Source organism: Paenibacillus sp. RS8 (genome assembly GCF_041956825.1).
Classification (GTDB): domain Bacteria; phylum Bacillota; class Bacilli; order Paenibacillales; family Paenibacillaceae; genus Paenibacillus_AQ.
Window position 1 is genome coordinate 1,315,494 of the sequence record NZ_CP168131.1, and the last position, 25,277, is coordinate 1,340,770.

Annotated in this window: 17 protein-coding genes and 1 riboswitch; of the genes, 4 read left to right on the plus strand and 13 right to left on the minus strand. The window is 42.5% G+C overall.

Annotation, left to right across the window (positions count from 1 at the left end):
* Positions 1–106 precede the first annotated feature (106 nt).
* The 5 genes from ACDZ28_RS07145 to ACDZ28_RS07165 form a co-directional block, all read right to left on the minus strand.
* Positions 107–1,114 (minus strand): sigma-70 family RNA polymerase sigma factor, encoded by a 1,008-nt coding sequence (locus ACDZ28_RS07145; protein ID WP_375104314.1) that lies wholly within the window; start codon positions 1,112–1,114, stop codon positions 107–109.
* Positions 1,115–1,216: 102 nt separating this feature from the next.
* The gene (locus ACDZ28_RS07150; protein ID WP_231574312.1) at positions 1,217–1,897 is read right to left on the minus strand and encodes a YdeI/OmpD-associated family protein; all 681 of its coding nucleotides are present in this window, start codon (positions 1,895–1,897) and stop codon (positions 1,217–1,219) included.
* 67 nt (positions 1,898–1,964) lie between these two features.
* Positions 1,965–2,999: a stalk domain-containing protein gene (locus tag ACDZ28_RS07155; protein WP_042131579.1), complete on the minus strand. Its 1,035-nt coding sequence runs from the start codon at positions 2,997–2,999 to the stop codon at positions 1,965–1,967.
* 154 nt (positions 3,000–3,153) lie between these two features.
* A complete protein-coding gene (locus ACDZ28_RS07160) occupies positions 3,154–3,609 on the minus strand; it encodes a RidA family protein (protein ID WP_231573978.1) in 456 nt (151 codons plus the stop codon).
* Positions 3,610–3,680: 71 nt separating this feature from the next.
* Positions 3,681–4,745: an LLM class flavin-dependent oxidoreductase gene (locus ACDZ28_RS07165; RefSeq protein WP_042131580.1), complete on the minus strand. Its 1,065-nt coding sequence runs from the start codon at positions 4,743–4,745 to the stop codon at positions 3,681–3,683.
* A gap of 219 nt (positions 4,746–4,964) precedes the next feature.
* Between ACDZ28_RS07165 and ACDZ28_RS07170 the strand changes: the two genes are divergently transcribed.
* Both ACDZ28_RS07170 and ACDZ28_RS07175 read left to right on the plus strand, forming a co-directional pair.
* The gene (locus ACDZ28_RS07170; RefSeq protein WP_341115649.1) at positions 4,965–6,686 is read left to right on the plus strand and encodes an EAL domain-containing protein; all 1,722 of its coding nucleotides are present in this window, start codon (positions 4,965–4,967) and stop codon (positions 6,684–6,686) included.
* A gap of 48 nt (positions 6,687–6,734) precedes the next feature.
* Complete coding sequence (locus ACDZ28_RS07175; RefSeq protein WP_341115650.1) at positions 6,735–8,390, plus strand: diguanylate cyclase; 1,656 nt, start codon at positions 6,735–6,737, stop codon at positions 8,388–8,390.
* A 70-nt stretch (positions 8,391–8,460) separates the two neighbouring features.
* On the opposite strand, the gene ACDZ28_RS07180 is transcribed toward ACDZ28_RS07175, so the two are convergent.
* Positions 8,461–8,802: a zinc ribbon domain-containing protein YjdM gene (locus tag ACDZ28_RS07180; RefSeq protein ID WP_042131582.1), complete on the minus strand. Its 342-nt coding sequence runs from the start codon at positions 8,800–8,802 to the stop codon at positions 8,461–8,463.
* A 227-nt stretch (positions 8,803–9,029) separates the two neighbouring features.
* Between ACDZ28_RS07180 and ACDZ28_RS07185 the strand changes: the two genes are divergently transcribed.
* Positions 9,030–9,368: a DUF4234 domain-containing protein gene (locus ACDZ28_RS07185; RefSeq protein WP_094875359.1), complete on the plus strand. Its 339-nt coding sequence runs from the start codon at positions 9,030–9,032 to the stop codon at positions 9,366–9,368.
* 100 nt (positions 9,369–9,468) lie between these two features.
* Positions 9,469–9,759, plus strand: a complete 291-nt coding sequence (locus tag ACDZ28_RS07190; protein WP_231574313.1) for a DUF2752 domain-containing protein — start codon at positions 9,469–9,471, stop codon at positions 9,757–9,759.
* Between the two features lie 3 nt (positions 9,760–9,762).
* Here the strand turns inward: ACDZ28_RS07190 and ACDZ28_RS07195 are convergent, their stop codons facing one another.
* The 7 genes from ACDZ28_RS07195 to ACDZ28_RS07225 form a co-directional block, all read right to left on the minus strand.
* Entirely contained in the window at positions 9,763–10,425 is a 663-nt protein-coding gene (locus tag ACDZ28_RS07195; RefSeq protein WP_375104315.1) for a response regulator, read from the minus strand.
* Positions 10,422–15,500 (minus strand): AAA family ATPase, encoded by a 5,079-nt coding sequence (locus tag ACDZ28_RS07200; RefSeq protein WP_375104316.1) that lies wholly within the window; start codon positions 15,498–15,500, stop codon positions 10,422–10,424. The genes ACDZ28_RS07195 and ACDZ28_RS07200 overlap by 4 nt, the downstream gene beginning before the upstream one ends.
* Before the next feature lie 216 nt (positions 15,501–15,716).
* Positions 15,717–16,352: a response regulator gene (locus tag ACDZ28_RS07205; protein WP_375104317.1), complete on the minus strand. Its 636-nt coding sequence runs from the start codon at positions 16,350–16,352 to the stop codon at positions 15,717–15,719.
* Positions 16,353–16,407: 55 nt separating this feature from the next.
* The gene (locus tag ACDZ28_RS07210; RefSeq protein ID WP_081389944.1) at positions 16,408–17,016 is read right to left on the minus strand and encodes a LemA family protein; all 609 of its coding nucleotides are present in this window, start codon (positions 17,014–17,016) and stop codon (positions 16,408–16,410) included.
* Between the two features lie 242 nt (positions 17,017–17,258).
* A complete protein-coding gene (locus ACDZ28_RS07215) occupies positions 17,259–23,072 on the minus strand; it encodes an NPCBM/NEW2 domain-containing protein (RefSeq protein ID WP_375104318.1) in 5,814 nt (1,937 codons plus the stop codon).
* A gap of 255 nt (positions 23,073–23,327) precedes the next feature.
* Positions 23,328–23,414, minus strand: a riboswitch (cyclic di-GMP riboswitch).
* Between the two features lie 157 nt (positions 23,415–23,571).
* The gene (locus ACDZ28_RS07220; RefSeq protein WP_375104319.1) at positions 23,572–24,138 is read right to left on the minus strand and encodes a hypothetical protein; all 567 of its coding nucleotides are present in this window, start codon (positions 24,136–24,138) and stop codon (positions 23,572–23,574) included.
* Between the two features lie 115 nt (positions 24,139–24,253).
* Positions 24,254–25,243, minus strand: a complete 990-nt coding sequence (locus tag ACDZ28_RS07225; protein ID WP_375104320.1) for an EAL domain-containing protein — start codon at positions 25,241–25,243, stop codon at positions 24,254–24,256.
* Positions 25,244–25,277: the final 34 nt, after the last annotated feature.

The following is a 25,277-nucleotide window of genomic DNA, read 5'->3' on the forward strand; positions in this document are numbered from 1 at the left end:
TTTGTGCTATATGATCTACATCCATTATACCCCAAACTTAAAAACCACTCCTAGGATGAAGTGGTTTCGATGAAATCAATGATGAATAAATAGTCCTGTTGTAATATTATTTATTTTTATGATAACTCTCTAGCAGGGCATCTAATGAAATGCCATTAACTGTGACGCCTGAAAGATTGCAGTCTTTTATCTCTACATTCGAAAGATCACACTCTACAAAAGATGTGCCATTAAGCTGGCATCGTTCAAACTTATTGCCTTTACCATACAAGTGAATATCATGGAAATAGGCTTCTCCTAATTCACTATCGCTAACCTCGATTTCCCACAATCCGACTTCATTAAACTTAACAAGATGCATATTGATATCGTTAAAAGTAGTACTGCTCATATTAATATTGTCAAACTTGGTACCCGCCATATTTACATTAGAAAAGTTCGTCTTAGGCATATCAATATCATCGAATTCACTTTGGCCCATGGCCACACGACGAAAGTTGGTTTCAGGCATTCTTTCATCCTGAAAAACTCTCTTTTTAAATTCGTCCTGCAATTTGTTTTTACTTAGATTGTTATTCACTGTACGCAACATCTCCCTTTTTAAGATCGTTCTTGATCTGCGGAGTCTACTCTCGACAGCTTCAATAGATAAATCAAGGAAATCAGCGATTTCCCTAACCTTGTAGTTGTCGATATAGAATAGAATGGTGACTATACGGTTAGCTTCGGATAAGGTGTTTAATGCCTTCCACACATCTTGCTGGAGTTCTTTTCGGAGGAGCTGATCTTCAGTAGTCTCCAGCTGAGAAACCTCGATTTGCTCCATGAATTCATATACAGCTTTCTTCTTATTCGCCCTAAACCAATCCATACATTCCCGTGAAGTAACTGCATATAACCAACTGGCGAGTTTCTCTGGCTCCTTTAAGTTGGATAAATTACGATAGGTCTTAACAAAAACCTCTTGTGTAATGTCTTGCGCAGTGTGGAAATCACCCAACTTACCGTAAGCTACTCCGTATACTGCATTGGAATATTTGCCGATAAGCCCACTGAATGCATCCATATCCCCTTTACACACCTTATCTACCAGTTCTGCATCCGTACAAGTCACTATCTGCCTCCTTAACAATCAAGTTCATAACATAAGACGGAAAAGGAGTTCAAAAACCGTCTTTATGCCTGCAAATAATCTTTTTAATAAAGAAAGGTCGATTTAAGATTCAGTACTACTGGCTTGTCGATACAGCTCACGGCTCTTATAACCCGCCCGTAGAATCATCTTCATTTCCTCTTTACGCTTAGCTCTTGTTGCCTCTTGTTTGGCACTATAGACATATCGAGCCCAATCTTTACGATAGCCCGGGGTAAGCGATTGATAGATGGTAAGAAGCTCCAGTGTACCTTTCAGATCTTCTTCCACATTTGGAATAAAAGAAATATAGTCATCCACAGATTGACTTGGGGTATTGGAAAGCTGACCTTTACCCTTAACATCCTCTTTTAACCCCACAACTGTAAAGACATCGTCTAATCCAACCATGCGTGCAAATTTAATATTACTGGTCCCGATATAGCCGTTCTCATCACTGCCCAGACCCTCTAGCAAGTCGTCACGATGAATAAAGGTCGGATACACTTTGTTTCCCTTTTTAGGATATGCCACAAAGAGATAGCCATTCTTATGAAGATGCTGATGTTCTATCACACGGTTCACTAGTTCTTGTAAAGACGACATATCTAGTACAAAAGCAAATATAAGATCATATGCTTCATTTAGCGAAGTATCATAATCGGACAATTCAGCTAAATAATCAGAGCCCTCCGGTTTATTCAATATCGCTACTTGGTTGTATTTTTGTAAGTTCAGCTTTTCTACGATTGTTTTAGTCACTATGCTTCATCCCCCAAATATATTCGGACGCTTCTTCATCGTGATCATTATAGCCTAACCGCTACCTAATCTAAAACATTCTACGCGCCGTCACAAAACGCTTCTTCCACTTCTCACTCAGGGCTTCATAATGAACGCCTTTCTCTTTGGAATACGTATGCAATATCTGATTATTTCCCGCATACATGGCAACATGACCAATCTCGAGACCACGTGCACTAAAGAACAATAAATCTCCTTTACGCAGCTCGTTGATCCCAACTTCCTTCCCTTCTTTGGCTTGATTATAGGAGGTGCGCGGCAGATCCACCGACAATACATCCTCAAATAAATGCCCTACGAAAGAAGAGCAGTCGAATGTAGAAGTCTGGTTCGTTGCTGCACCAAATTCATAAGGGGTTCCCAGATACTTCTCGCCGTAAGCAAGCAGTGCGCTTCCCTGTTTCTCAGCGAGCGACTCACTAGTATAATTGCTATATTTGGGTTTAGCAGATATGTATCCCGTCTTGTTGTCTTGCGTTCGCACTTCTAACCAGAAAGCATCCACTTCCCTAATCACATGTACCTTCTCACCTGCAGACAACATTTGCTGAACACCTGATTGGTCCGATGAATTTGGCGAACTGCGCAGGTTAACCCCATAAAGAATCGTTGTATCGTAATTCATCGCTGAGTAGATGCGGACTGTCCGAGTACTAGCCTCCCATTTCACGGTGCTACCTAGAGCCTCGCTGACAAAACGCAGCGGCATCATCGTATTACCACCGACGACCTGACCCGGAACGGTTAAGCTTAAGGCTTGTCCATTTTTGTTCGCGGTTAAATCTCCTATTTGATAAGTCAGTACCAGCGTTCCCTTAGTGGCCTTCACTGTTTTGGTATCGTTGTTCCATGAGATTGTTGCTCCCTGTTCTTCAAACAGCTTGCGCATGGGAACCAGCGTTGTACCGTTTATGAGCAAGGGCTGAACCTCTAATTCAAGCTGTCGATCGTCCAGAAAAACACCCGTAACCTGATTCTGAGGCGTTACCGCCGCATGGGCTGGAGCTGTATAGAGTATAGATGTGAGTAGTACAAGTAGTGTGGCTTTCTTATGAATCTTCATGATGTCATCACCTCGTTGATTGATACGTTCATATACTATTACTAAAATTAGGATCATTAGTTTTGTTACAATTTTTGGGGTTGGCGTCTAACTACAGTTCAAACCATGTAAAAAAAGAGGACTGCGGTCACCTTTCGGTGCCACAGCCCTCTTGTTAATCCACTTCAAAAATGGAATCAATGATGATCGGAAGATTATCTCTTACAGAAACAGCGCCCAATACCGAACGTGCATGACTGCCTTTGTCTCCGAATACCTCCAGCATTAAATCAGAACAACCATTGAGTACTTTATGATGTTCTTCGAATAAGGGATCGGCATTCACAAATCCTTGAATTTTGATCACTCGCTTCACTTTATCCAAGGAGCCTAAAGCTGACTCAAGGACGGCAAGAATCTCAACCCCTGTCTGACGTGCATAATGATAGCCTTCTTCGGTAGTGAAATCTTGGCCCAGCTTCCCTTTGGGATCTCCGGCTGGTCCTTTGCCCGATACAAAACATAATCCATTAACAATGACGTAGTTAGCATACTTTGCCGCCGGTTCACTAGCACTTGGCAGGACAATACCTAATTCTTCAAGTCTGTCCGCTATGATTCGATCCGTCACTTCAGTATCCCCCTCCAATTCACAACAGCTTCAATAAATTGGTAAGATCATACTAGTTAATCTAAATGGGGTCAATCCTCTTTTGCTTCAACCTCTGCTTCCCATCTCGATATCTCAGCTCGAACAATGGGTGCTACTTCAGTACCCAATAGCTCAATAGCTTTCATTACATCCTTATGAGGCATCGTACCTAGCGGTACATGCAGCATAAAGCGTGTAATCCCTACGTGTTTGCGTAGGTGAATGATTTTTTCAGCAACAGTATCTGGATCTCCCACATATAAAGCGCCTTCGAATCTGCGAGCCGCATCATAGCTCGCCCGACTATAATGACCCCAGCCGCGTTCCCGGCCAATCACATTCATGCTGGCCTGTGTAGAAGGAAAGAACATATCGGCAGCAAGCTGATTATCTTCTGCGATAAAGCCGTGTGAGTGTGAGGCAACCGGGAGCTTCGATACATCATGTCCTGCTTGGGCTGCCGCTTTCTTATAGAGCTTCACCAGTGGAGCAAACTGCAGCGGACTGCCTCCGATAATCGCGAGCACAAGTGGTAACCCGAGCAGGCCAGCACGAATCACAGATTCTGTATTGCCGCCACTGCCAATCCATACGGGCAGAGGATTCTGAACGGGGCGCGGATAAATCCCCAGATTATTAATGGATGGACGATGATTTCCACTCCAGGTTACTTTTTCGGATGCCGTTAACTTTAACAACAGGTCCAGCTTCTCATCGAATAACTCATCGTAGTCATTTAAATCGTATCCAAAGAGCGGGAAAGATTCGATAAAGGAACCCCGGCCTGCCATGATTTCCGCTCGTCCATTTGAGATTCCATCGAGTGTTGCGAAATCCTGAAATACACGTACTGGATCAGCAGAGGACAGCACGGTTACCGCACTGGTCAACCGAATTCGTGTCGTCTGTGAGGCAGCCGCAGCCAGCAAAACTGCTGGAGAAGATGCGGCATAATCTTTTCGATGATGCTCACCCACACCAAATATATCTAAGCCCACCTTATCCGCAAGAACAATCTCCTCTACTACCTCGCGCAATCGCTCCGCATGACTTATTAATTCACCCGTTTGAACATCCGGTGTTGTTTCTACGAACGTACTGATTCCTATTTCCACTTACAAATCCCCCTTAACTATAATTTTCTCTTCGAGTTGTTTGTTTGATTATAACACAAGTTACGGTCAAGTATAGCTAGGCATTAATGCCTAGCTCCAGCTTGTCCAAAAACCTATTCTTAAAATTTGCAGAACATCACTGACAAATAGAGGATTTTGATGAAATATGTTGAAATGATCTAAAACAAGTAGCTTTCATGCTTGATATAGGAGGGACATATGCTTCAAAGAAACAAACACAAAAATTCCATAACGAAACAAACCTTCAACCCTGTTCGGGGCTCCTTAAAAATCGCCGTAATATATTTTATTGTAGGGTGCTTATGGATCCCCATAACAGATAAGGCCGTTTCCGCTTTTACGCGAGATCCGGAGTGGATAAGACTTATTAATATAATTAAAGGCTGGTTCTTTGTCCTCATAACAGCTTTGCTTATCTTTGCATTAATTCTAGGTACTCTGAAACGGATTAAAAGGATTGAGAAGAAACTGGATCTTGCCTATAGGGATAGGGTGTGCGCCCACGAAAATTTAGAAGCCGCCTATGAGGAAATCACAGCTACGGAAGAAGAACTCAGACAGCAATATGATCAGCTTATTGAGAATCAAGAGAAGCTAACCCTGAATGAAGAAAGAATGCATTACCTGGCGTATCATGATCTATTAACCGGCCTGCCTAATAAATTAGCTTTTTATGAGAATGGGCCTCGCATTTTGAAACTGAACAACATTGCAGCCTTAATGTTCATCGACATTGATTACTTCAAATATGTTAATGATACGATGGGCCATGAATTTGGCGATAGGCTAATTGTTAAGGTTAGTGAGAGGTTGGTGTCCCTGGTTGGGAGCAGTGGTGAAGTGTATCGTTTCGCCGGGGATGAATTTATCGTTCTTTTATATTCTATTGAGAACAGTCAGTGCATAACTAGCGTAGCCTCCCACATTATTGCCGGTTTTAAAGATGCGATTGAGATGGACGACAGTCTGTTGCATGTTAGCCTAAGCATCGGAATCAGTACTCACCCTGATCATGGCAGTAATATTATGGAGCTCCTTAAATCCGCAGACATCGCTATGTATAAAGCTAAAGACGCCGGCAAGGGCCAAATTATTGTGTTTGATCAACCGTTGAATGATACCTTCACTGAGCGAATGAACATTGAGAAGCAGTTATACAGTGCTTTAGAGAACAATGAGCTGGAAGTATTCTATCAACCCCAGATTGATCTGACTCAGAATAGGGTGACAGGACTAGAGGCTCTTATGCGCTGGAACAATCCTATACTAGGCATGGTACCTCCAGACAAGTTTATCAAAATAGCAGAGGATTCCCATCTCATCATTCCTCTTGGAGCGTGGGTGCTCAGAACAGCCTGTACCTTTTTGAAAAACCTTCATGAACAAGGATTATCACATCTAACGATGTCTGTTAACATTTCAATGCTGCAGCTACTGCAAAGCGACTTCAATGAGCTAGTTCTTGACACCTTGCAAGCTTCCGGGCTAGAGCCTGAATACTTAGAGCTAGAGATTACAGAGAGTGTTCTGGTTGAATCCTACGAATATGTGAGCAGTAAGCTGACTGAACTCAGAGCCCACAATATCAAAATTGCATTGGACGACTTTGGTACCGGGTATTCCTCCTTAAGTTATCTTACACACATGCCGATCTCTACTTTGAAAATAGACAAGTCCTTTATTGATTCCATTCGAACAGGGACACATCAAGCCGTTCTCGTTGAACAAATTATTATGATTGGTAAACGCATGAATATGTGTGTGATTGCAGAAGGTGTGGAGCAAACCGTACAACTCGATTATCTACAAGAGCAAGGCTGCGATAAAATTCAAGGTTACTTGTTCAGTAAGCCACAGTCCGCACAGAGTGTAAAAGAGCTGCTAACCGAGTGGGAGAAGGTTTCGAGCTTAAATGAATAAAGATGAACCTATTTTTTTATATAAGAAGGTGTTACCTAATTGAATGTCATGACATGGATTGACCTATCATTATTCTTCGTTCTGTTCGCTCTATTCATCTACATATTTATTTCCGTAACAATCACTAACTTACATAAGGTGTACTTGATTTTTCATTTTACTATGATGCTATGGCCTTTCTGTCAATTTGCTCTCAAAACTACAGCGGATCCCGATGTTCAATTATTTTATGTGAAGCTCGCTTTTATTGACTCGATCCTGTTAACGATTGGATGGCTTCTTTTTACGATATTCCTCACTGGTAAATCATACCTCCTTCGAAAAAAGAAAACTCTGATCCTATACATTGTGGCAGCATTCATCTTAATAGGCGTGATCGTCAATCCGAAGCAAAGCTTTGTACTGCCTATGCATGGTGGATATGTTGAAAGATCCTATGGACCGCTTTTTTGGCTGTTTATTCTCTTCTTAATCACCACCATTATTTTTTCTCTGTATATCATCTATTCAGCGCTTATATCAAACGCCACCCAGCGGATCAAAAAACAGGTTACTCATGTACTCAAGGGTGTACTAGTGTTGACTGTATTTGTATTACTGGATGTCTTTCTTAATGTGGTGCTGTTTAAATCTCAGCCGGTGATTCCCGGGATGACCTCTCTGGGGATACTAATCTCTGCTATCTTTTTCGTCATCGCCATTCATCGCGATAAAATATTTGATCTCGTAACCATCGCCCATCAGGATATCATTGACACACTCACACTAGGTATTCTTGTACTGGATGATAACGAGACTGTGGTAGAGATCAATCGATCGCTTTTGCCAAAAATCAACCTACAGATCGGTGATCGCTTCGACTTATCGGCGCTAACACCTATGGAGCAGACTGCCAGCGCTTTCCGATTGTTTCAACATACATATCTTAAACAGCCCATGGAGAGAACCGAAGTTGAAGTATTCTACACCTCGCTCCAAGCATACATCAATATTACAGCGGCACCAATTGTCGTAGGCGAGATCATGGTTGGACGGATTCTCACTTTTCAGGATAGAAGCGAGCTGCATCGCCTCATTGCTGAGACTAATCATCAGAACGAGATCCTGCAAGAGCGTAATCTGGCATTAATTCAAATCCAAAATAAGCTTTCTCAGACCAACCAAAAACTTAAGCTGATGGCCATAACCGACAGCTTAACAGGTTGTTATAACCGTCATTACTTAACGCAGCACTTAGAGCATGAGATCATAGAAAACATGATATTGAAGCAGCCCTTTGCCATCATTCTACTGGATATCGACTTTTTCAAAACGGTGAATGACAATTACGGCCATTTAGTCGGCGATGTTGTAATTTGCAGTACGGTAGAGGTCATTAAGCAATCGCTGAGGGAGACGGATATTCTGGCACGGTATGGCGGTGAAGAGTTTATCGTCTATTTACCAAATACGAACCATACACAAGCAAACCGCTGGGCAGAGCATATTAAGTTCATGATAGAGGCCAATAAAGTACATGTGGATGAGGTAGCTCATTCTGTATCCATTACTGTAAGCATGGGGCTATTGTCTATTAATAATTTTGCGGAGCAGTATACAGAAAGCCCGACCAATCAACTAAATGATTTATTCGAATCTGTGGACAAAGCCTTATATCAAGCCAAAAATGCAGGACGAAACCAAATTGTTGAGATCATAAGATGACGCGTGTTCAAATACTGTCACAAAAAAAGAATCAGCCTACTTCTATCGAAGGTAAGCTGATTCTTTCTTTTTATATCTTTTTAACAAATTCAGATTTTAATTTCATAGCTCCAAATCCGTCAATTTTGCAATCAATATCATGATCTCCGTCCACTAAACGGATGTTTTTAACTTTGGTACCAATCTTCAGAACGGATGAGCTTCCTTTTACCTTAAGGTCTTTGATTACAGTTACTGAGTCACCGTCGTTTAATACATTGCCGTTGGCATCTTTGATAACCTTTTGATCTTCACTATTCTCAGACTCTGATTCTAATGTCCACTCATGTGCACATTCCGGGCAAACTAGTAGACTTCCATCTTCATAAGTGTACTCAGAATTACATTTCGGGCAGTTTGGTAAATTAGACATCGTTTCATTTTCTCCAATCGTAGTTCAAATTCTAGCTCTCTTACGGCTAACCTATAAAAGTATATTTCATATCCAGTAAGGATTCCACTATTTCGAAACAGTAATTTTGCTCTACACTTCCTAATTCCCGCATACAATAGACTACTAAATATTATCTTGTATATACTTTCACAATTGACTATGATAATAATGTCAAATTTTCATGTAAATACATAGGAGAGTGAACAATGATTAGTCAAAGAAGTGTCGCATTTTCCATTATATTGTCATTAATTACATGTGGAATATACGGAATATTTTGGTTTATTGTTCTAACCAATGACGTAGGGAAGCTAAGCGGAGACTACACATTTACAGGAGGAAAGCATTTCCTTCTGACATTGATTACTTGCGGGATATGGAGCCTTGTTTGGGCCTATCAGATCGGTAAACATGTTGCAGAAGCTCAAAGACAACGCGGCCAACTCGTATCCGATAATTCAGCTCTTTATGTGATCCTTACAATCTTTAGTTTTGGTATTGTCACATACGCTTTGGTGCAATCAGATGTTAATAAATTGGTCTAATTTAACCAATTATAAGAGGACACACCCTAAACTATTTTGGAGTGTGTCCCTAAGTCTCCTAGGCTTACTCTATTTCACCGTATGGATGCCCTTAACCAATATGGGTATACCTTGTTTATTTCATGAGTGGACTGGATTTTATTGTCCTGGATGTGGAATCACAAGAGTTATTCTATCCTTGTTGAGATTCGACTTCGTTCAAGCGTTCAGATTTAACCCGTTGCTATTTGTTCTAGCACCTCTGTATATGCTGTACTTGTTCACTGAGAAAAAGCGTATCCAGCCTCTTAGCCATGTAATTATGGCTGCGATGTTGATCCTGACTGTTACATTTGGAGTACTGAGAAATTTCCCGCTATTTGATTATTTGGCCCCTACAGTAATTCGTTAGCATCTACAACGGATACATCATAGCTTGAAGCCGCACAATCGCCTGGGCCCGGTCAACCACCTCTAATTTGCTATAAAGATTGCTAATATAATTACGCGCTGTTCCCTCCGCGATATGCAGTGTATCGGCAATTTCGCGGTTATTGAGTCCCCGGATAATGAGCTGCGCCAGCTCCTCTTCTCGTTCTGTCAGACTCATACCACCCCTATTGGAGCTTTGCCAGTGTTCATACTCTTCCGTCAATCTATTCATCCTCGTCGCCAATTTGGCTGCTACCGGGGCTGGCAGAATAAATTGCCCTGATATCGTATCACGGATCGAGGCAATCATTTTGTCTGCATCCATATCCTTCAGCATATAGCCGCTTGCTCCGAATGCCATGCCCTCAACAATATAATCGGTCTCTATAAAAGTGGTCAAAATCAGAATGAATATATCCGGACGAATCTGCTTGATTCGTTTTAATGCACTGATCCCGTTCATAATTGGCATTTGAACATCAAGCAGTACCAGGTCGGGCTGGAATACTTCCACCATCTCACAGGCCTCTTCCCCGTTCTTGGCAGCACCGACTACCTCCATATCATCCTCCAGATCCAGAATGGTGCGGAGTCCTTCACGCGTCAACAATTGATCATCGGCAATTACAATCTTTATCTTATTCATTTTCTATTCCCAACCCTTCGCATGGGCAGATCAATCTCCAGTAGACAGCCCTCATTCATTTCTGAATCGATGGATAAGCTGCCTCCCAGTTGCTCAACCCGTTCTTTCATCGTCCTTAGTCCAAAACCCATCACTATTTGACTATCTCCTGACCCACGATCTTTGAGCCTAAACTGTAAATTCGCTCCGACAGATTCCAGACTAAAATGGAACTCTGTACTCTTACCATGTCTGATTCCATTCGTTAGGCCCTCCTGCAAAGCATGATAAATGGCCTTTTTATAGGCTGTTGACATGGCGTCCGGCAGATCATAAATAATGGCATGAATGACAACGCCTGCATTACGCTCTGTATCACGGATCAGTTGCTTCAACATGACCGTTAGATCGGAATACTTGTCCTCCTTCAGCATATGGACAGATCCGCGGATTTCATTCAAGCTATGACGGACAAGATCCTGTGCCTCAACCAGTCGCTGAACGCCGCTATCTATATCTTTCTTCTGGAGCAGACGCTTTCCAGCCTCAATTTGAAGAATCGTTGATGTGAGTGTATGCCCAACAATGTCATGAATCTCCTGAGCGATACGATTTCGTTCCTCATAGACTGTGGCTTCAGCCAAAGCTGCGGACGTCTCACGCATCGAACGCTCCAGGTCACGGGTTCTTTCTGTCACTTGATCCTCTAAATTTTTCTTAAGATATTGAATCCCCGAATATAGCTTGGCATTGGCAATAGAGATGGCACATTGAGAGCCAAGCAGCTTGAGCACGTCAAGCCTACTCGGTGTAAATACACCTGGTGATAGGTTATTCTCCAAATAGAGCAAGCACACTAATTTATTCTGATTCATGATAGGAAGACAAAGAACTGATTTCAGTCTATTCTTCCTAACGTAAGCGTTACGTGCAAATATTCCCTCACTGAGCGCATCATGTAATACAACCTGCTCCTGTGTTCTTGCCGCGTAGGCTATAATCGCTGCCGGAACAAGATCTGACTCTTCCCCGAGAGGAACGGATTCGATATGCAGGGCTTCCGATGTCCCGTGGGCCTCAACCATCCATCTTCCTTCATGATCAAAAATAACCGCCCCATATTCGGCTCCAGCATTGTGGAGCATAATCCGCATCAGCGTGCCCAATAATCGGCTCATTTCCATCTCACCCGACAAAGCTTGTGCAGACATCACCACAGAAAGGGAATCGACCCGGTCGAGTCCGGGCTCACGTTTAATATGCAGCAGATTGCTGTGCTGCTGCTCAAGGTCAGCCGCTTTAGCCTTTGCGCCCCATTGCAGATAAGCCTCGTAGGCTTCAGTCATATAGATTCTTGCTAGATGCAATTTGCCATGACGAAGTCCATACTTGCCGTAGCACTCCGCCGCCATAGCTAAATCGTGAATATGGCCGTTGATACGAGCAACCTCAATAGATTGCTCATACAAGGCTTCAGCTTGTCGTGGATCTCGCGATAGGCGAATCAGCTCAGCCTTCATCAACAGATATTTATGCTCATAATTTACCGGGCAACGCTTAGCAAGCTTTTTCATTTTCTTCAGGCAACTGCGCATTTTTGCCCGATATATACGTTGCTCTTCAGCGTTATATTCCTCATACAACTGAGCCCAGACTAAACATTCATACATGATCTGCATGGGACTGTCTAAACCATCTTCACGTGATTTTATAATGGCAGCTGATTTCGCTAATGCCTCACTAGCTTCGCGGTAATCCCCAAATATATAACCTGTTAAATATTGATATATCCAGACCATTTCTTGTATAAAATTAAAGGTATCTCCATGAACCGACTGTGCAAAATCAGGTTCGCTAATCTCTGCAATGTTAAATGGATCATCTACAGAGCGATAACCTGTCAATCGAACTAGAGTAGCTACAGCTATGATAGCCTGCTTACAATGAAGACTGTTGTTATGGCGCAGCAAATCTCCGGAATGCGCAATTAATCGATCATAGATATCGTCTAACGGATGTCCAAATTGTAAGAGGGAGGCACAGTTGATTAACACACTTTGGTTACCCTTCCATAAGTCACCTGATTCCAGTCCCACTTTTCCTGCTTTCTCGGTAAACGTACGGAGCATAGCTGGATCATAATGCCGCCAGCTATCGTAGCACATAGCGAACGCAGCTAAGGTTGTCATATGCACTTTCGGATAGGGTTCTGATAAGCTGCACGCCAACATGGCCCATTTAAATGTTTCTTCATCATTCCGGAAGTAATAGTATTGAAACATTGCATAGCCTATGAATCCAATGGAAGCCTGCGGAGTCATCCCATAATCGAGTGTCAATTCAATCATGGTGAAGGAAGAAGCGAGCCACCCATCCCGGTTGACATAGAAACAGGCATTGCTCGTATGTTCTAAAGTGGACATTGCGACTCTACGAGCCTCGTCCGTCATCGGCGGTAAGAGGTTCAGCGATTCGAGTGAGACCTTCTGTAGTCTGCGACGCAATCTTAACCATTGAAGCGTCAATTGAACATAGCTAGGATCAAATTGATGGCTCACTTTCAATAACGATAATGTATGTCGACCTAAGGAGATAACTTCTTCATGGTTATCATTACTTGCTTCCAATTGAACCTTCATCGCGTAGATGTAAGCCTTATCTGTATTTGTCGCAGCTTTATGGATTAACAGATGAAATAATTCATTCGCCTTATCAAAATGTGAACATAAGTATTCAAGCTCGGCCCTCTCCCGAAATACCCGGAAGGTTAGTCCATAATGCTCCTCCCAGCTCTGCTCCTCTAACATCGCTGTCGCCTGAAGCATATATTGTAAGGCTGTCTCATGTGCGGTGGTTTGCTTTGCACTTATCCCTGCCCTTAAGTTCAGTTCTACCAGTTGAAGCCTCTGCTCCGGGCGATCTATCCACACAATCGCCTGATTCAAATGATGGACAGCTTCAAATAGGACTGTTCCTTCATTAAGAGAGCTGCGGTCTAGCAATAACATCCCAATCCTCCAATGCAGCTCTGGGCGCTCCTCTTCGGGAACAAGCGCATAAGCCGCCCGATGAATACGGTTGTGTTGGAATTTAAAATGCGTATGTGCCTCTCCGTTAACAGGTTGTAGCAAGCGTCCATTTACCGCAACTGCCAATGCTTCAGTCAATATCTCTATCGGAATCTCCATAATTTCGGCAAGCATTCCCACATCGAACAGGCTGCCCAGTAAAGCGGCTCTACTAAGTGCATGTACCGTCTGATCGGGAAATTGCTGTAATTTACTTGAAAGATATGCTGCTGCATTATCGGGAACATTCAATTCAGTAATACGCTGGAGGTCCCATTTCCAGCTTCGAATATCCTCGTCAAATACCACTCGCTGATCATCAATCAAATCCTGAAGGAATTGCTTAATAAATAATGGATTCCCATCTGTCTTATGCAGAAGTACCCGCGCTAGCTCCTCCAAGTCAGCAGCCTCGTAACGCATAACATCCAATAGCAGTTGTTTTATATCGGTGAGTTCAAGCGCCTGTAGAGAAATTTTACTCATCACTACGTTGCGGTCTATCAAGTGCTTTTCCAGACTACTGAGTGGGTGCAGCCTCGTAATTTCCCGATCACGATAAGAAAGAACGATTAGCAGATGACTCGTGGCCGTGTCCTCTATAAGTGAAGTGAGATATTGCAGCGATGTTTCATCGGCCCATTGCATATTGTCCAATATCAAGATCAAAGGATGATCCTCATGAGGAAAGAGTTGAATAAATCGGCTCATGATTAATTGAAATCGATGCTGAGCTTCCAGCGGCGGCAACGGAGGCACGGAAGGTTGCGGGCCAATCAAAAGCTCAAGCTTAGGGACAAGTTCGATCAGCAGTTGCCCGTAACCATCTACAGCTTGTAAAATACGCAGCTTCCAAACCTCCACCTGCAGCTTCGTTTCCATCAGCAGTTGACTGACCAATTCTTCTATCACTTGATGCCAGATGCCATAAGGGAGTGAGGTATGTAGTGATTCGAATTTGCCTCTGGCGAAAAAACCATCCGAAGAAATCGAATTTCTAAGCGTTTCTTTTAAAAAGGTTGTTTTACCGATACCACTCTCACCACTAAGCCAGACCGTCTTTACAGCACCTTGTGATGCTCGTTTCAGTGCTTCTCGTAAGCTTAGTTTCTCAAAATGTCTCCCGTAGAATCGTTCTGGTACCATCCAGCGTTCCGGAATATCCCAGCTTCCTAACAGGAAGGGCTCGAGGTACCCGAATTGTTGTAGGTGGGATAGACATTCCTCAAGATCTGACTTGATTCCAAAAGCACTGGCATATCTCGCATCAGGCATTTTCTCCATGCATTTACCAACAATGTCAGAGACAGTTAGAGGGATAGTGGAAACCCTGCGATGTAAAGGCTCAGGTGTATCTGCAAGATGACGATATACAATATCAACAACATCATGAAGCTCAAAGGGGCGGCTGCCTGAGAGACACTCATACATAAGGACTCCAAGCGAATAAAAGTCAGATCGATAGTCCGGGTTCAACCCAGTTCGACCCGTTTGTTCTGGCGATATATAAGGAAGCAAGGCATCCGGTCGCCCGCTTAAGGGTGATAATGGACTGGTGTCACTTTCCGTGGAGCACATTCGTATATCGATAAATTTCACTTCAAAAGTAACAGGATTGACGATTAGATGAGCGGGGGTTAGTTCATTTAGTGTTATTTTCTCACGATGAATTTGCATAAGGCAATCAGCAACACCGATAGCGATCCGAAGCAGCACTGGAAGCTCCAGTGATTCAGGTGTACGTAGTATCTGATCCAGCATACGCCCCTCTATATCTTGTAAGAGAAGGACTGGTCGATCCGGCGTGATCTCCAGACTATACGCCTCGATTGCTCCACGACCGCTAAGTCGCTTAAGCATGTCATACTCATAACGAAAAGCATCGACCATAGCAGATCCTGGATACTCACCTGTAGTTGTCTTGGCGATAACCCTATGGCCATCTTCTTGACGTTGGAGTCTGTACAGCCTGATATCTGAGATAGTCTCTATCAGATCTAACGTTTGGTATCCTGAAAACTCAAACATGAACAGCACTCCCTAGTTACAATTAGGTAGACAGAATACACAATATCGCAAAGTATTTATACTCATTATATCATCTGATCTCGCCGTACTACTCTATGTTATATTTAGTTCTACCATTAGTTGTTTGATATAACCTCCTAGAACTTTAGGAGGTATCCCAAGAGCTATGATCTGGCTGCTGGGACACCTCCTCGTATTAAGACTATGGTTATATTTCTACTCATAAGACATTTCGTATTTCGTCAGCCCTATTGCGTTTGCGTACAGTGCTGCCTGTGTCCGGTCATTAACCTGTAGCTTCGCTAAAATCTGGCTGACATGCTTCTTCACTGTAAATTCACTGATAAAAAGATGTGTAGCAATCGTTCTGTTGCAAGCACCTTGTCCAAGTTCAATCAGTACTTCCTTCTCTTTCGGTGTCAATTCATCCGTCGGACTGCTGCCGCTAATACGCATCTTTTCTTCCATTAAGCCAGGATCGTAATACTTTCGCCCTTTATGCACCAACTGGATAGCAAAGAGTAATTCCTCCGGCAATGCCTCTTTTAGGACATATCCATCTACCAGCACTTCTTCAGCCCTCAAAAAATTCTCTCTGCTCGCAGAGGAAGTCAACAGAATGAACTTACTGACAATGCCACGGGCACGTGCTGTCTTGATGACATCCAATCCCGATTCATCAACAAGCTTAAGATCAATGAGAACAATATCCGGATTTGTCGCTTCAATCACATCAAATGCTTCTTGACCATTTGTAGCTTCACCAGCAAATTGCACATCTGGCTGCATTGAAATGACAGATGCCAGCCCTCTTCTAACTAAAGGATGATCATCTACAATAACGATTTCCATAGATACGCCTCCCTCTAAACCTCATGACATTCTTAATTCTCCGTATCAAATCTACTTAGGATACCGTCCAATTAACGTCTGCTCGTTTGGCCCCTTCCATCTTGAGCAAGATTTCCGGCTTAAATCCAATAGCCCCTGCAAGTAAAAGCGTAGGAAGGGTACTTATCATCGTGTTATAGCTTGTCACATTTTCGTTATAGATACGTCTGCTGGCAGATAGGTTTTCCTCTAAGATATAGATCCTTTGTTGCAATTTGATAAACGGATCGCTTTCCTTAAGCTCTGGATAATAGTCTGCCTGAACATTGATCGAATGAATATACTTTTCCATTTCCACATATCTAATCAGCTTCTCAACCGGAAGATGATCATCACTTAAACTAGCACGCATTCTATGTACAAGCGCCAATGTTTCGTGTTCATGTTTAGCATAAGAAATAACCATCTTCGCAACTTCTGTTAATGCCTCAACCCGATTTTGTAAATAACCTTCGATGGTAGCAAAAGATTCTCTCACACGATTACGCATGCTTAACAATCGAGTATACGCAGCCATTAAATAAGCCCCGATTATAACAACGATGGTCAATCCGATTCCTAACATCTGCATCACCTCTAGTATATTTGATTGAATGGGCTGGAAGAGTTGGACCATCGGATTCATTATAATTAAAAGACATGTTCGGTTATAGTGAGCGTTGTCATCACTTCTGTCATATTACAAAATGGATAATTTTATAATATAAGGATTTAAAAGGGGTTTCCAAATCTTGCCCACCCCACTTTTTCCACACAGCAGAGCAGAAGCTATAGCGTGAAACTTATACATTTTTATATCTCAATAAAAAACAGGCGAATCATGGTTGAACACACCACAATTCGCCTGTTTTCTTTTGCCTATGGGATTTATTTGTTATCAATAAAAGAAATCAATTGCACAAGATTACCTGCAACTTGGTAAGTTAACCCCAACATGTAAGTTCCCTTCTCCTCGTTCGATAGGTCTATAGTGAACACATCCGGATTAGCTGCCCATTCATTCACATCAAACATGATTTCTTTAAATGTTCCAGTGTTTCTGACACCAGCCGAACTAGGGATCACTTTGCTGCCATCGATCCCTTTCACCGGATTGATAAATTCAACTACAGGTCCCTTTAATTGTCCTACCTCTACCATTTGAGGATCGGCCAATAAGCTCGTAAGTTTAGTTAGTCCTTGTAGCGGGGAGAAATCAGTGATTTCATTTCCAGTGATATCTAGCGTCTCAAGATTCTTAGCATACTGTAGACCTTCCAAAGATCTGGCTCTTCTGGTTTCGCTGGTTAACGTCGTAAGGTTATACATGTCACCTAGCGTTAGGTCTCCAGATACGCCTAATGTGGTCTTGATCGAAGTACTTAGATAAGGATCTGCAATAGTAATGACTTGCGTAAGGTCTATTTCGGTCAGACCTTCTATTGCTAGTTGTAACGCCGCTACTGCTGCATCTACTTCACTTTGTGTGACAGCAGAATTAGCCAAAGCCGCTTCTGCACCCGTGAGGCTGGCCGTAAATACCGCTATACTCTCAGCCGTGAAGCCATCTAGAGAGATTGCTTTAGCCGCTGCAATCGCTTGTTCCAGATCTCCAGTGAACAGGTGATCTCCATTCGCGAAATGTAGTTTGGTTCCCCCCCATGTGGCATGGTCAGATCCGTTTCCATTTCCGCCGTCCGTAACGACTAATTTCAGCTCCTTGGCTCCGTTAATATCCAACTCGATGAATTTCTGTGGATCTCTGGAGCCCATGACACCACTATCGAATCTCTTCTCTCCATCCACAAATACTTCAAAGCTCACCGAACCGACAGAACCGTACATTTGTCGATCTACACCCACATAGGAAGTGAAGTAGTCCGCGTTCTTATCGCTTAGATCGTATACAATCGTCGAGTTAGAGTGCGCTCCAATCCCTCTTTCGTAGGACACTATTTGATTGCCCTCGCCTGTTAATCTCAGTGCATTGGCACTAATTGATTTATCCTTCAAAGGTGCAGTATAGCTGTTCTGAGTAGAATTCCAATCATAATCCGTCAGATACGTAAAGTCCGTCATGTCTACTACGGCTATTGTTCTAGTCTTGGTAGTCGTATTTCCATCACTATCGGTTACTGTGTAAGTGATCGGATACTTTCCAGCTCTGCCCCATTTAACTTGATCTTCACCCGTAACCTTTACTTGAGCCGTCAAGTCACCATCTTCTGAATCCGTTGCCGAATAATCTGCACTTACTGCTATTTCCTGTCCTACTTTAGTGGATACAGATTTAGCTATGGTAAGCTCAGGCGTACTATTCAGAATCATAAACTTCGCATCCGCGAAATCGCCGTGATCTGAAGCATTTCCGTTACCTGCATTATCTAACACCAATTTCAATTCATTTACACCCTTTACAGGGATTCGGGCTAATTTAGCTTCCGAGCCAAATTTCATCAGTCCGCTATTATACACTTCTACCCCATCAGCGAAGATTTTGAAGATCACACTAGAGTTGCTTTGCTCTGGGATATTTCGATCAACCCCTACATACGTTTCAAAATATTCGAAATTAGCACCCTCCAGATTATACACGATTTCAGAGTTAGCATGCGTTCCTAAGCCCTTCGCAAACTCTTTGGTTACACCATTTACAAGTAGCTTAATCGGGTTGTTAGTACTTGCCTTATCCTTACGAACTACATTATAATCCGTTCTTGCCGACTGCCAAGCTATATCACTCAAGTATTTACTAGCGCTGTAAACAACTATTGTTCTAGTCTTTACAGCTGTATTCCCATCCCGATCTGTAACTGACAGTTCGACGTTGTAGGTGCCTGTTTTGCTTGAAGTAAACCCGTTCGGTTTTACTTCAACCGCTCCAATCAAGTTACCATCTTCCGTATCAAAGGCAGTCACATCGGTCAAAGCATCAAATTCACTGTTCAACTTCACGAAAGTTGTCTCTTCCGGCACTGTGATAATCGGTTTGCTTGAAGTATTCGTAAACTTTGCATCCGCCCATACCGTATGATCTGAAGCATTACCGTCTGTAGCATCTGTGGTAACCAGCTTCACTTCGCGCGCGCCTGTCACTGGTATTTTCACGAATCCATGCTCCGTTCCTGCCCGGAAAACATCGCTCGCGAATTTCTTCTCACCATCTACATACACTTCAAAGGTTGCAGAAGATGGCTTTCCTTTCATCGCTTGATCGATTCCGATATAGCTTTCAAAGAAGTCATATCCTTTGCCCTCAATATCATAAACAACTTCAGAGTTGGCATGAACACCAATTCCTTTGGCATAAGTCGCAGCTAGCCCTTGTCGAACAAGGGTGATGATTCCACCAGAAACGGCTTTATCTTTCTTTAATTCACCCCAACCAACAACGACTGATTTGGCATTAAGGTCTGAGATATAAGCATAGTCACTCGTTACCGTAACCTGTGTAGTTTTAGTTTCTGTAACCCCTTCGTTCTTCACTTCATATACAACTTCGTAGTCACCTTTTTGTGTTACATCAACGGTATTTGATTTCAGGGTAACATCAGCAGTAATATCGTTGCCTTGATAGTTAGCCGCTTTTACATCCTTCATCGGGTCAAAGGCTTGATTAAGCTTTAATGTAATTTGATCTTCAACAGACAGGGCTGGCTTGAAGGCTTTAACCTGCACTGGTTTCAATGCGATCAGCTTCTTATCATAACCAACAATCTTGTACGTATAATTGACGCTGCTATCTACGTTCGTGTCCACGAACTGGTCAGTCCCGGTAAAACCAACCAACACATCATTTCGATACACTTCATACCCTAAGAAATCTTTCTTCAGATCCTTATTCATACTAAAGCTTAATGTGTTCGATTTAGCTGTAGCGTTAGGTGTGATATTAACCTTTATGGCAACATTCTTATCTGCTATTCCTGTGCCCTCATAATGAACCACCGAGTTATTTAAATACCATAGCTTTTTCGGTGCTGGATATTTAGCCAGCTTCTCTTTCGTTTCTGGATTCACAGTGAAGCCATGTCTGGCAAAATAGCTGCTTAAATCCAGCCCCAACACTTCGGAGGAGAACTCTACTAAATACTGTTGCTTGGAATTGTCACCGTTAGGAAGGGATACCTTTCGCTCGCGGTACAGCTTGGTCAGTTCGGTCCAGTAACCAGGGTGCGCCAATTCCAACTGCCAGTAGGCACCGAGCTGTGCAAATAAGCCCTGCTGATTCATAACCACTTTATTTTCTTCGAGGACATATTTATAAATATCACTCTCAAAAGGAATACGAGTATCAATAGAATCCGCATAGACTGACATCAACATAGACACCATATTATTAGTTACTTCACCATATTCCCGTTCACCCATAGCCAAGCGATGCCCAATTTCATGATTCAATCCCCAACCTGGATAGACTTTGTTAAAATCACCTAACATCGTCGCTACGGTCCCAATTTGTATCCCAGTATGATCTCCCGCGGCATACATTGCACCATAAGGCTGCATCAATCGAATATTTTCACGAATTAGCTTGGCATCATGAATCTCGCTGCTGCCATCCAAGCCGTAGAAGTCAAAGATCGTCTTCATCCAAGTATCATAGCCGGTTACGGTATTCAGTGGATTGTTTTCTTGTGTAATAAACTTGTTATAGGCTTCTGTAGCCGTTCCTGTAAAAATAACATGATCGCTGACCATTTCTACCACATCAATAAGCTTGCGATCTTGAACATTCGGATGTGCTGCCTTATCTTCATCTAATTTTTGTTTGTAGGTGGTTAGGAAGGCTTTGAATTGTTCTGGATCTGTGGTCTTTGTCATCATAGGGATCTTCGTAAGCCCCTCAAACCGGATCAAAGGTGCTTTCCCTTGTTCTTCAGCTGTATATGGATTGACGATATACACTGTACCGCCCTTAGTCACATCATGTGCATAATAACTATTCGTCGCAAACTCAGGAACGGTTATAGTGTTTTTACCAGGACGTAATTGCACGCTTCTAGCCCAAACATTCCAAGCCGCCTCTTGTTGCGAAAATACTATTGCAGGTAATTTATCAGTAGAAGCTGCATCTACATAAATATTGATCGTATCTCCAGGCATTGCAACGAGTCCCGTAGGTTGGTTGTTCGTACCGAAACCAATTCTCAGGTTTTGCTGTGCATGCTTTTTCATATCCCCACGCTGTTCAGCCTCAATAATGGTGCCTTCGGTTTGAACTTCACCATTTACTAGCTTCTTAGCCAAATCCAATGAGTCTTTAAGGATTGGATAGAGCGGATGTACTTTTGCCGCCTCTTCTAATTCATTGATTGCATTGGCGCTATTATAAGCAGGAACAACCGCACTCATCGTTCCATCTGTGAAAATACCATTCACAGCTTCGCTTACTTTATCCTCTGTATAAAATCTAAATTCAGCCGCAAAAGGTCTGTTAATATTGGCTTTTGTGAACTTGAATTTCAATCTTTTAAACTTCGTAGGCTCGAATTTAAACTCCAGAAAGTCGTTCGTACTAGTCGCGGTTCCGCTAGATACGAGCTGAAAGGTCTCTCCCTTACTCGTCTCTGATGCATAGATTTCAAAAGCTTCTGGGAACCCTTTGCGATTATCTCTAGCCAGGAAAGCCACTCTGTCTAATACTTTGGCCTGTGCTAATTCAAACACGACTTCATTCGTGAAGCTGTCGTCATTATTTTTGTTCGTTTCCCAATGTGTATTCGGCAGATCATCGAGCATGTATTCCGGTTTCGTACCTGGGTAGCTTCCACCATTCACCGTTACTTTTGATACGTTTGAGTTTGGCATTCTGTAAGCTTCGCTATAGGCATTTTCATATGCTGTGCCATACCCCTTTAACTTCGAAACCTTAGCTGCCGTTTCCTCTACTTGATGGTTTTCCAGAAGCACCTTTGCATTCTCTATATCTGCTTGAAACTGCGTGTACAGTGGATGTAACTGCACTTCTTGTTCTAAAGCGGTTAACTTCTCTACCGTATTAAATGCTGCACTAACTTGACTCAAGGTATCATCTGTAAATAAGTTTTTCATCTTTGCCGATATGGCATCTTCTTTGTAAAAAGAAAATTCAGCCGCACTCGCCCAATCCTGGTTAGCTTTTTTGTAGACAAATTTAAGTCTCTTGAAAGCTGTAGGTGCAAACTCAATCTCCACAACATCTCCTGCTCCGCCTTTATATTCTCCAGAGGATATTAGTGTAAAATCGCCTGCATCCGTAGTTGAGCCATAAATATCAAATTCCTGAGCAAACCCCTTACCCTTTGCACCGGATTGTCTTGCAGCATATACGATTCTATTTAATTCCGTGGACTCATTAAAAACAAAGACAACCTCGTTCGTAAACGTTGAGCTATTCGGTTTGCCCGTTTCCCAATGCGTACTCATATCGCCATCAATAGCCTTAGCTATTGGTGAACCTGAGTAGTTGCCACCATTATTCGTGATGGATTTAATATTTGCAGGATTCATTTTAAAAACATCGTTATAAGCGCTAAGGATAGCCTTTCCATACAGATCAAACGGAATAACTGACGCACTGCTTAATAGCTCAGCTTTGCTTTGTACTACGCTGTTCACTACACTTACCTTGCTTACATCACTTGCTAAAGCATAACCTGCCTCGCTCGAAAAACTGGCTATCATGGCTGCCGATGTAGCGATTGCAATCATTTTTTTCATCTTTTCTACCCCCAGATGTAATATGAATCTCTTCAGTACCCAAAAATGGGCACAAAAAAAACTACCCCAAAAGAGTAGCTTGATTGCGTATAAAGTCCATAAAAATTAAGACTTAATTTTTATTAAACTTTAACAAGCATAAACGCCCCGACGCCCTTCTAAGGACGATACGCGTTTAAGCGAGAAATATAAGACATTAAGTATAGGTGTATAACTTATACTCACTTATATTTTAACAAAAAGCGTAATACACTCTTTGGCAGCTGGCTGACAATAGTTATAATAACCTTAGTCCCTATAGCTTTGCGTCCCTACATTTCCATAGGTTTGCCTATGAAGTTTCGAATACATTACAAAGAGTAACATAACGCTACATCTGATCGCATGATTAATTGGTATGAAATCCGAATAGGTAATTGCAATTAGTTTTTCTGTTCTGATAGATATTTTTTATTAACTATCCCAGACTATGAATGATACTTTAGAACTGCTTAGCGGCTTAATCTCTTAGCCCAAACAAACGCCGGAACCAATTCCACACATCACCCGTGATCGGAATTAACCCGAAACCATGCTCTCCAACAGCGATTACACCATATGCCCATTGTCCAATAGCTACCGCACCTCCAGCGATTCGCCCTATGGCTATCGCCCCAAACGCCGTATCGCCTATGGCTATCGCTCCCAATGCTTTTTCGGCTATCGCGATCGCTCCCACAGCCACTCCTGCAATCGCAATTGCTCCCGCGGCAAAGCCAAGCCAACTAAGTGCTATCGCTCCGAGCGCTAACCACATCCCCAGTGATATAGCACCTACGGATAGTACACCGACGCTTATTGCACCTATGGATATCAAGCCTATAGCTACATCTCCAATAGCAATTAAACCAACAGCCGTCTTCACTTGTGGCTTGCTTCCGTGACCATACCCCTGACCTGAGTATCGACCTAAATTGCTGCGGATACTTACCACCGGAAATGATGGAGACGGCCATTGATAATCAATTTCCCGTCCACCTAACCCTCTAGAATCCGCCCAGCGCGTGATGTACTTATGCCATTTCATATCCATCCCGTCCCCCTTCTCAATTACCTTAATTATACAACCCCGGGGTTTACCTGTACTCAGACTCTGACCTGAAATCCATCTCATCCTCTAGACGGAGATATGCTCCTTAGGATCACTGTTTGGGAATAGGATCAGGCTTTCCAAATAAATATCCCTGAAACAACTGATAACCACTCTGCTTAAGCCATTCAAAGTCCTCTCTAAACTCCACACCTTCTGCTAAAGGAACGGATTGGATTTCTAAAGCTTTTTGTAAAAATTGTTTAGCTATTTTCTGTTTGTTCAGATCGCTGGACACACCCTGCACATATTTCATATCCAGCTTCATGTAATGGGGTTTAAGCTCCAATAACATCTCGATTGTGCTGAAGCCCTCGCCAACATCATCTAAAGCGTATTCAAATCCCCGATCCTTGTAATATGTCAAAATAGCTTTCAAATGAGCGAGATCATCCACTTTCTCCGTCTCAACAACTTCAAAGACAAAAAGAGACGGATCGACGCCTAATTGATTGGCCAGTTCAACGGTTGATCTTAAGCAGAATTCTGGCGTGTAGATCGACGTTGGGATAAAATTAATAAAGGTTTTTTTATTTAAGGGTGCAGCATATTTTACAGCAGTCATTCTACATAACCGGTCTAAAGCATATAAACGCCCACGATTCCGTGCCGCCGCAAAAATCTCATTAGGATAGATAAGGGACCCATCTTCTTTTTTAAATCTGGATAGGAGCTCGTATGCAAAAATCTCTTCCCGTACGTTCACAATCGGTTGGAAGTGACAAGTAACTAAGCCCTTAGTTATAACCTCATCAATCCACTCCATATTAAGTACAGTGGGTAATTCGGATAGAGGTCTCCATGTTTGGTCATCTATACGGAATTCAAACTGCTCCGACTCCATATGGTCATTACAGAAATCTAGAAAATCCCGCACCCCAGCCTCCTTAATCGTAATCACATTTTTTTCTACCTTATGTATCGTATTACTTCTACTCAAGTGATGAATAACCTCAGGTAAAATCCTTAGATTATGCTCACCATGAGCCTTGATTTCAAAATTCAGCTCTCTTACTACACAATGATTACATGCCACATTCATAACCCCTTTAATAATCAATTCTCTGAAAAAGATC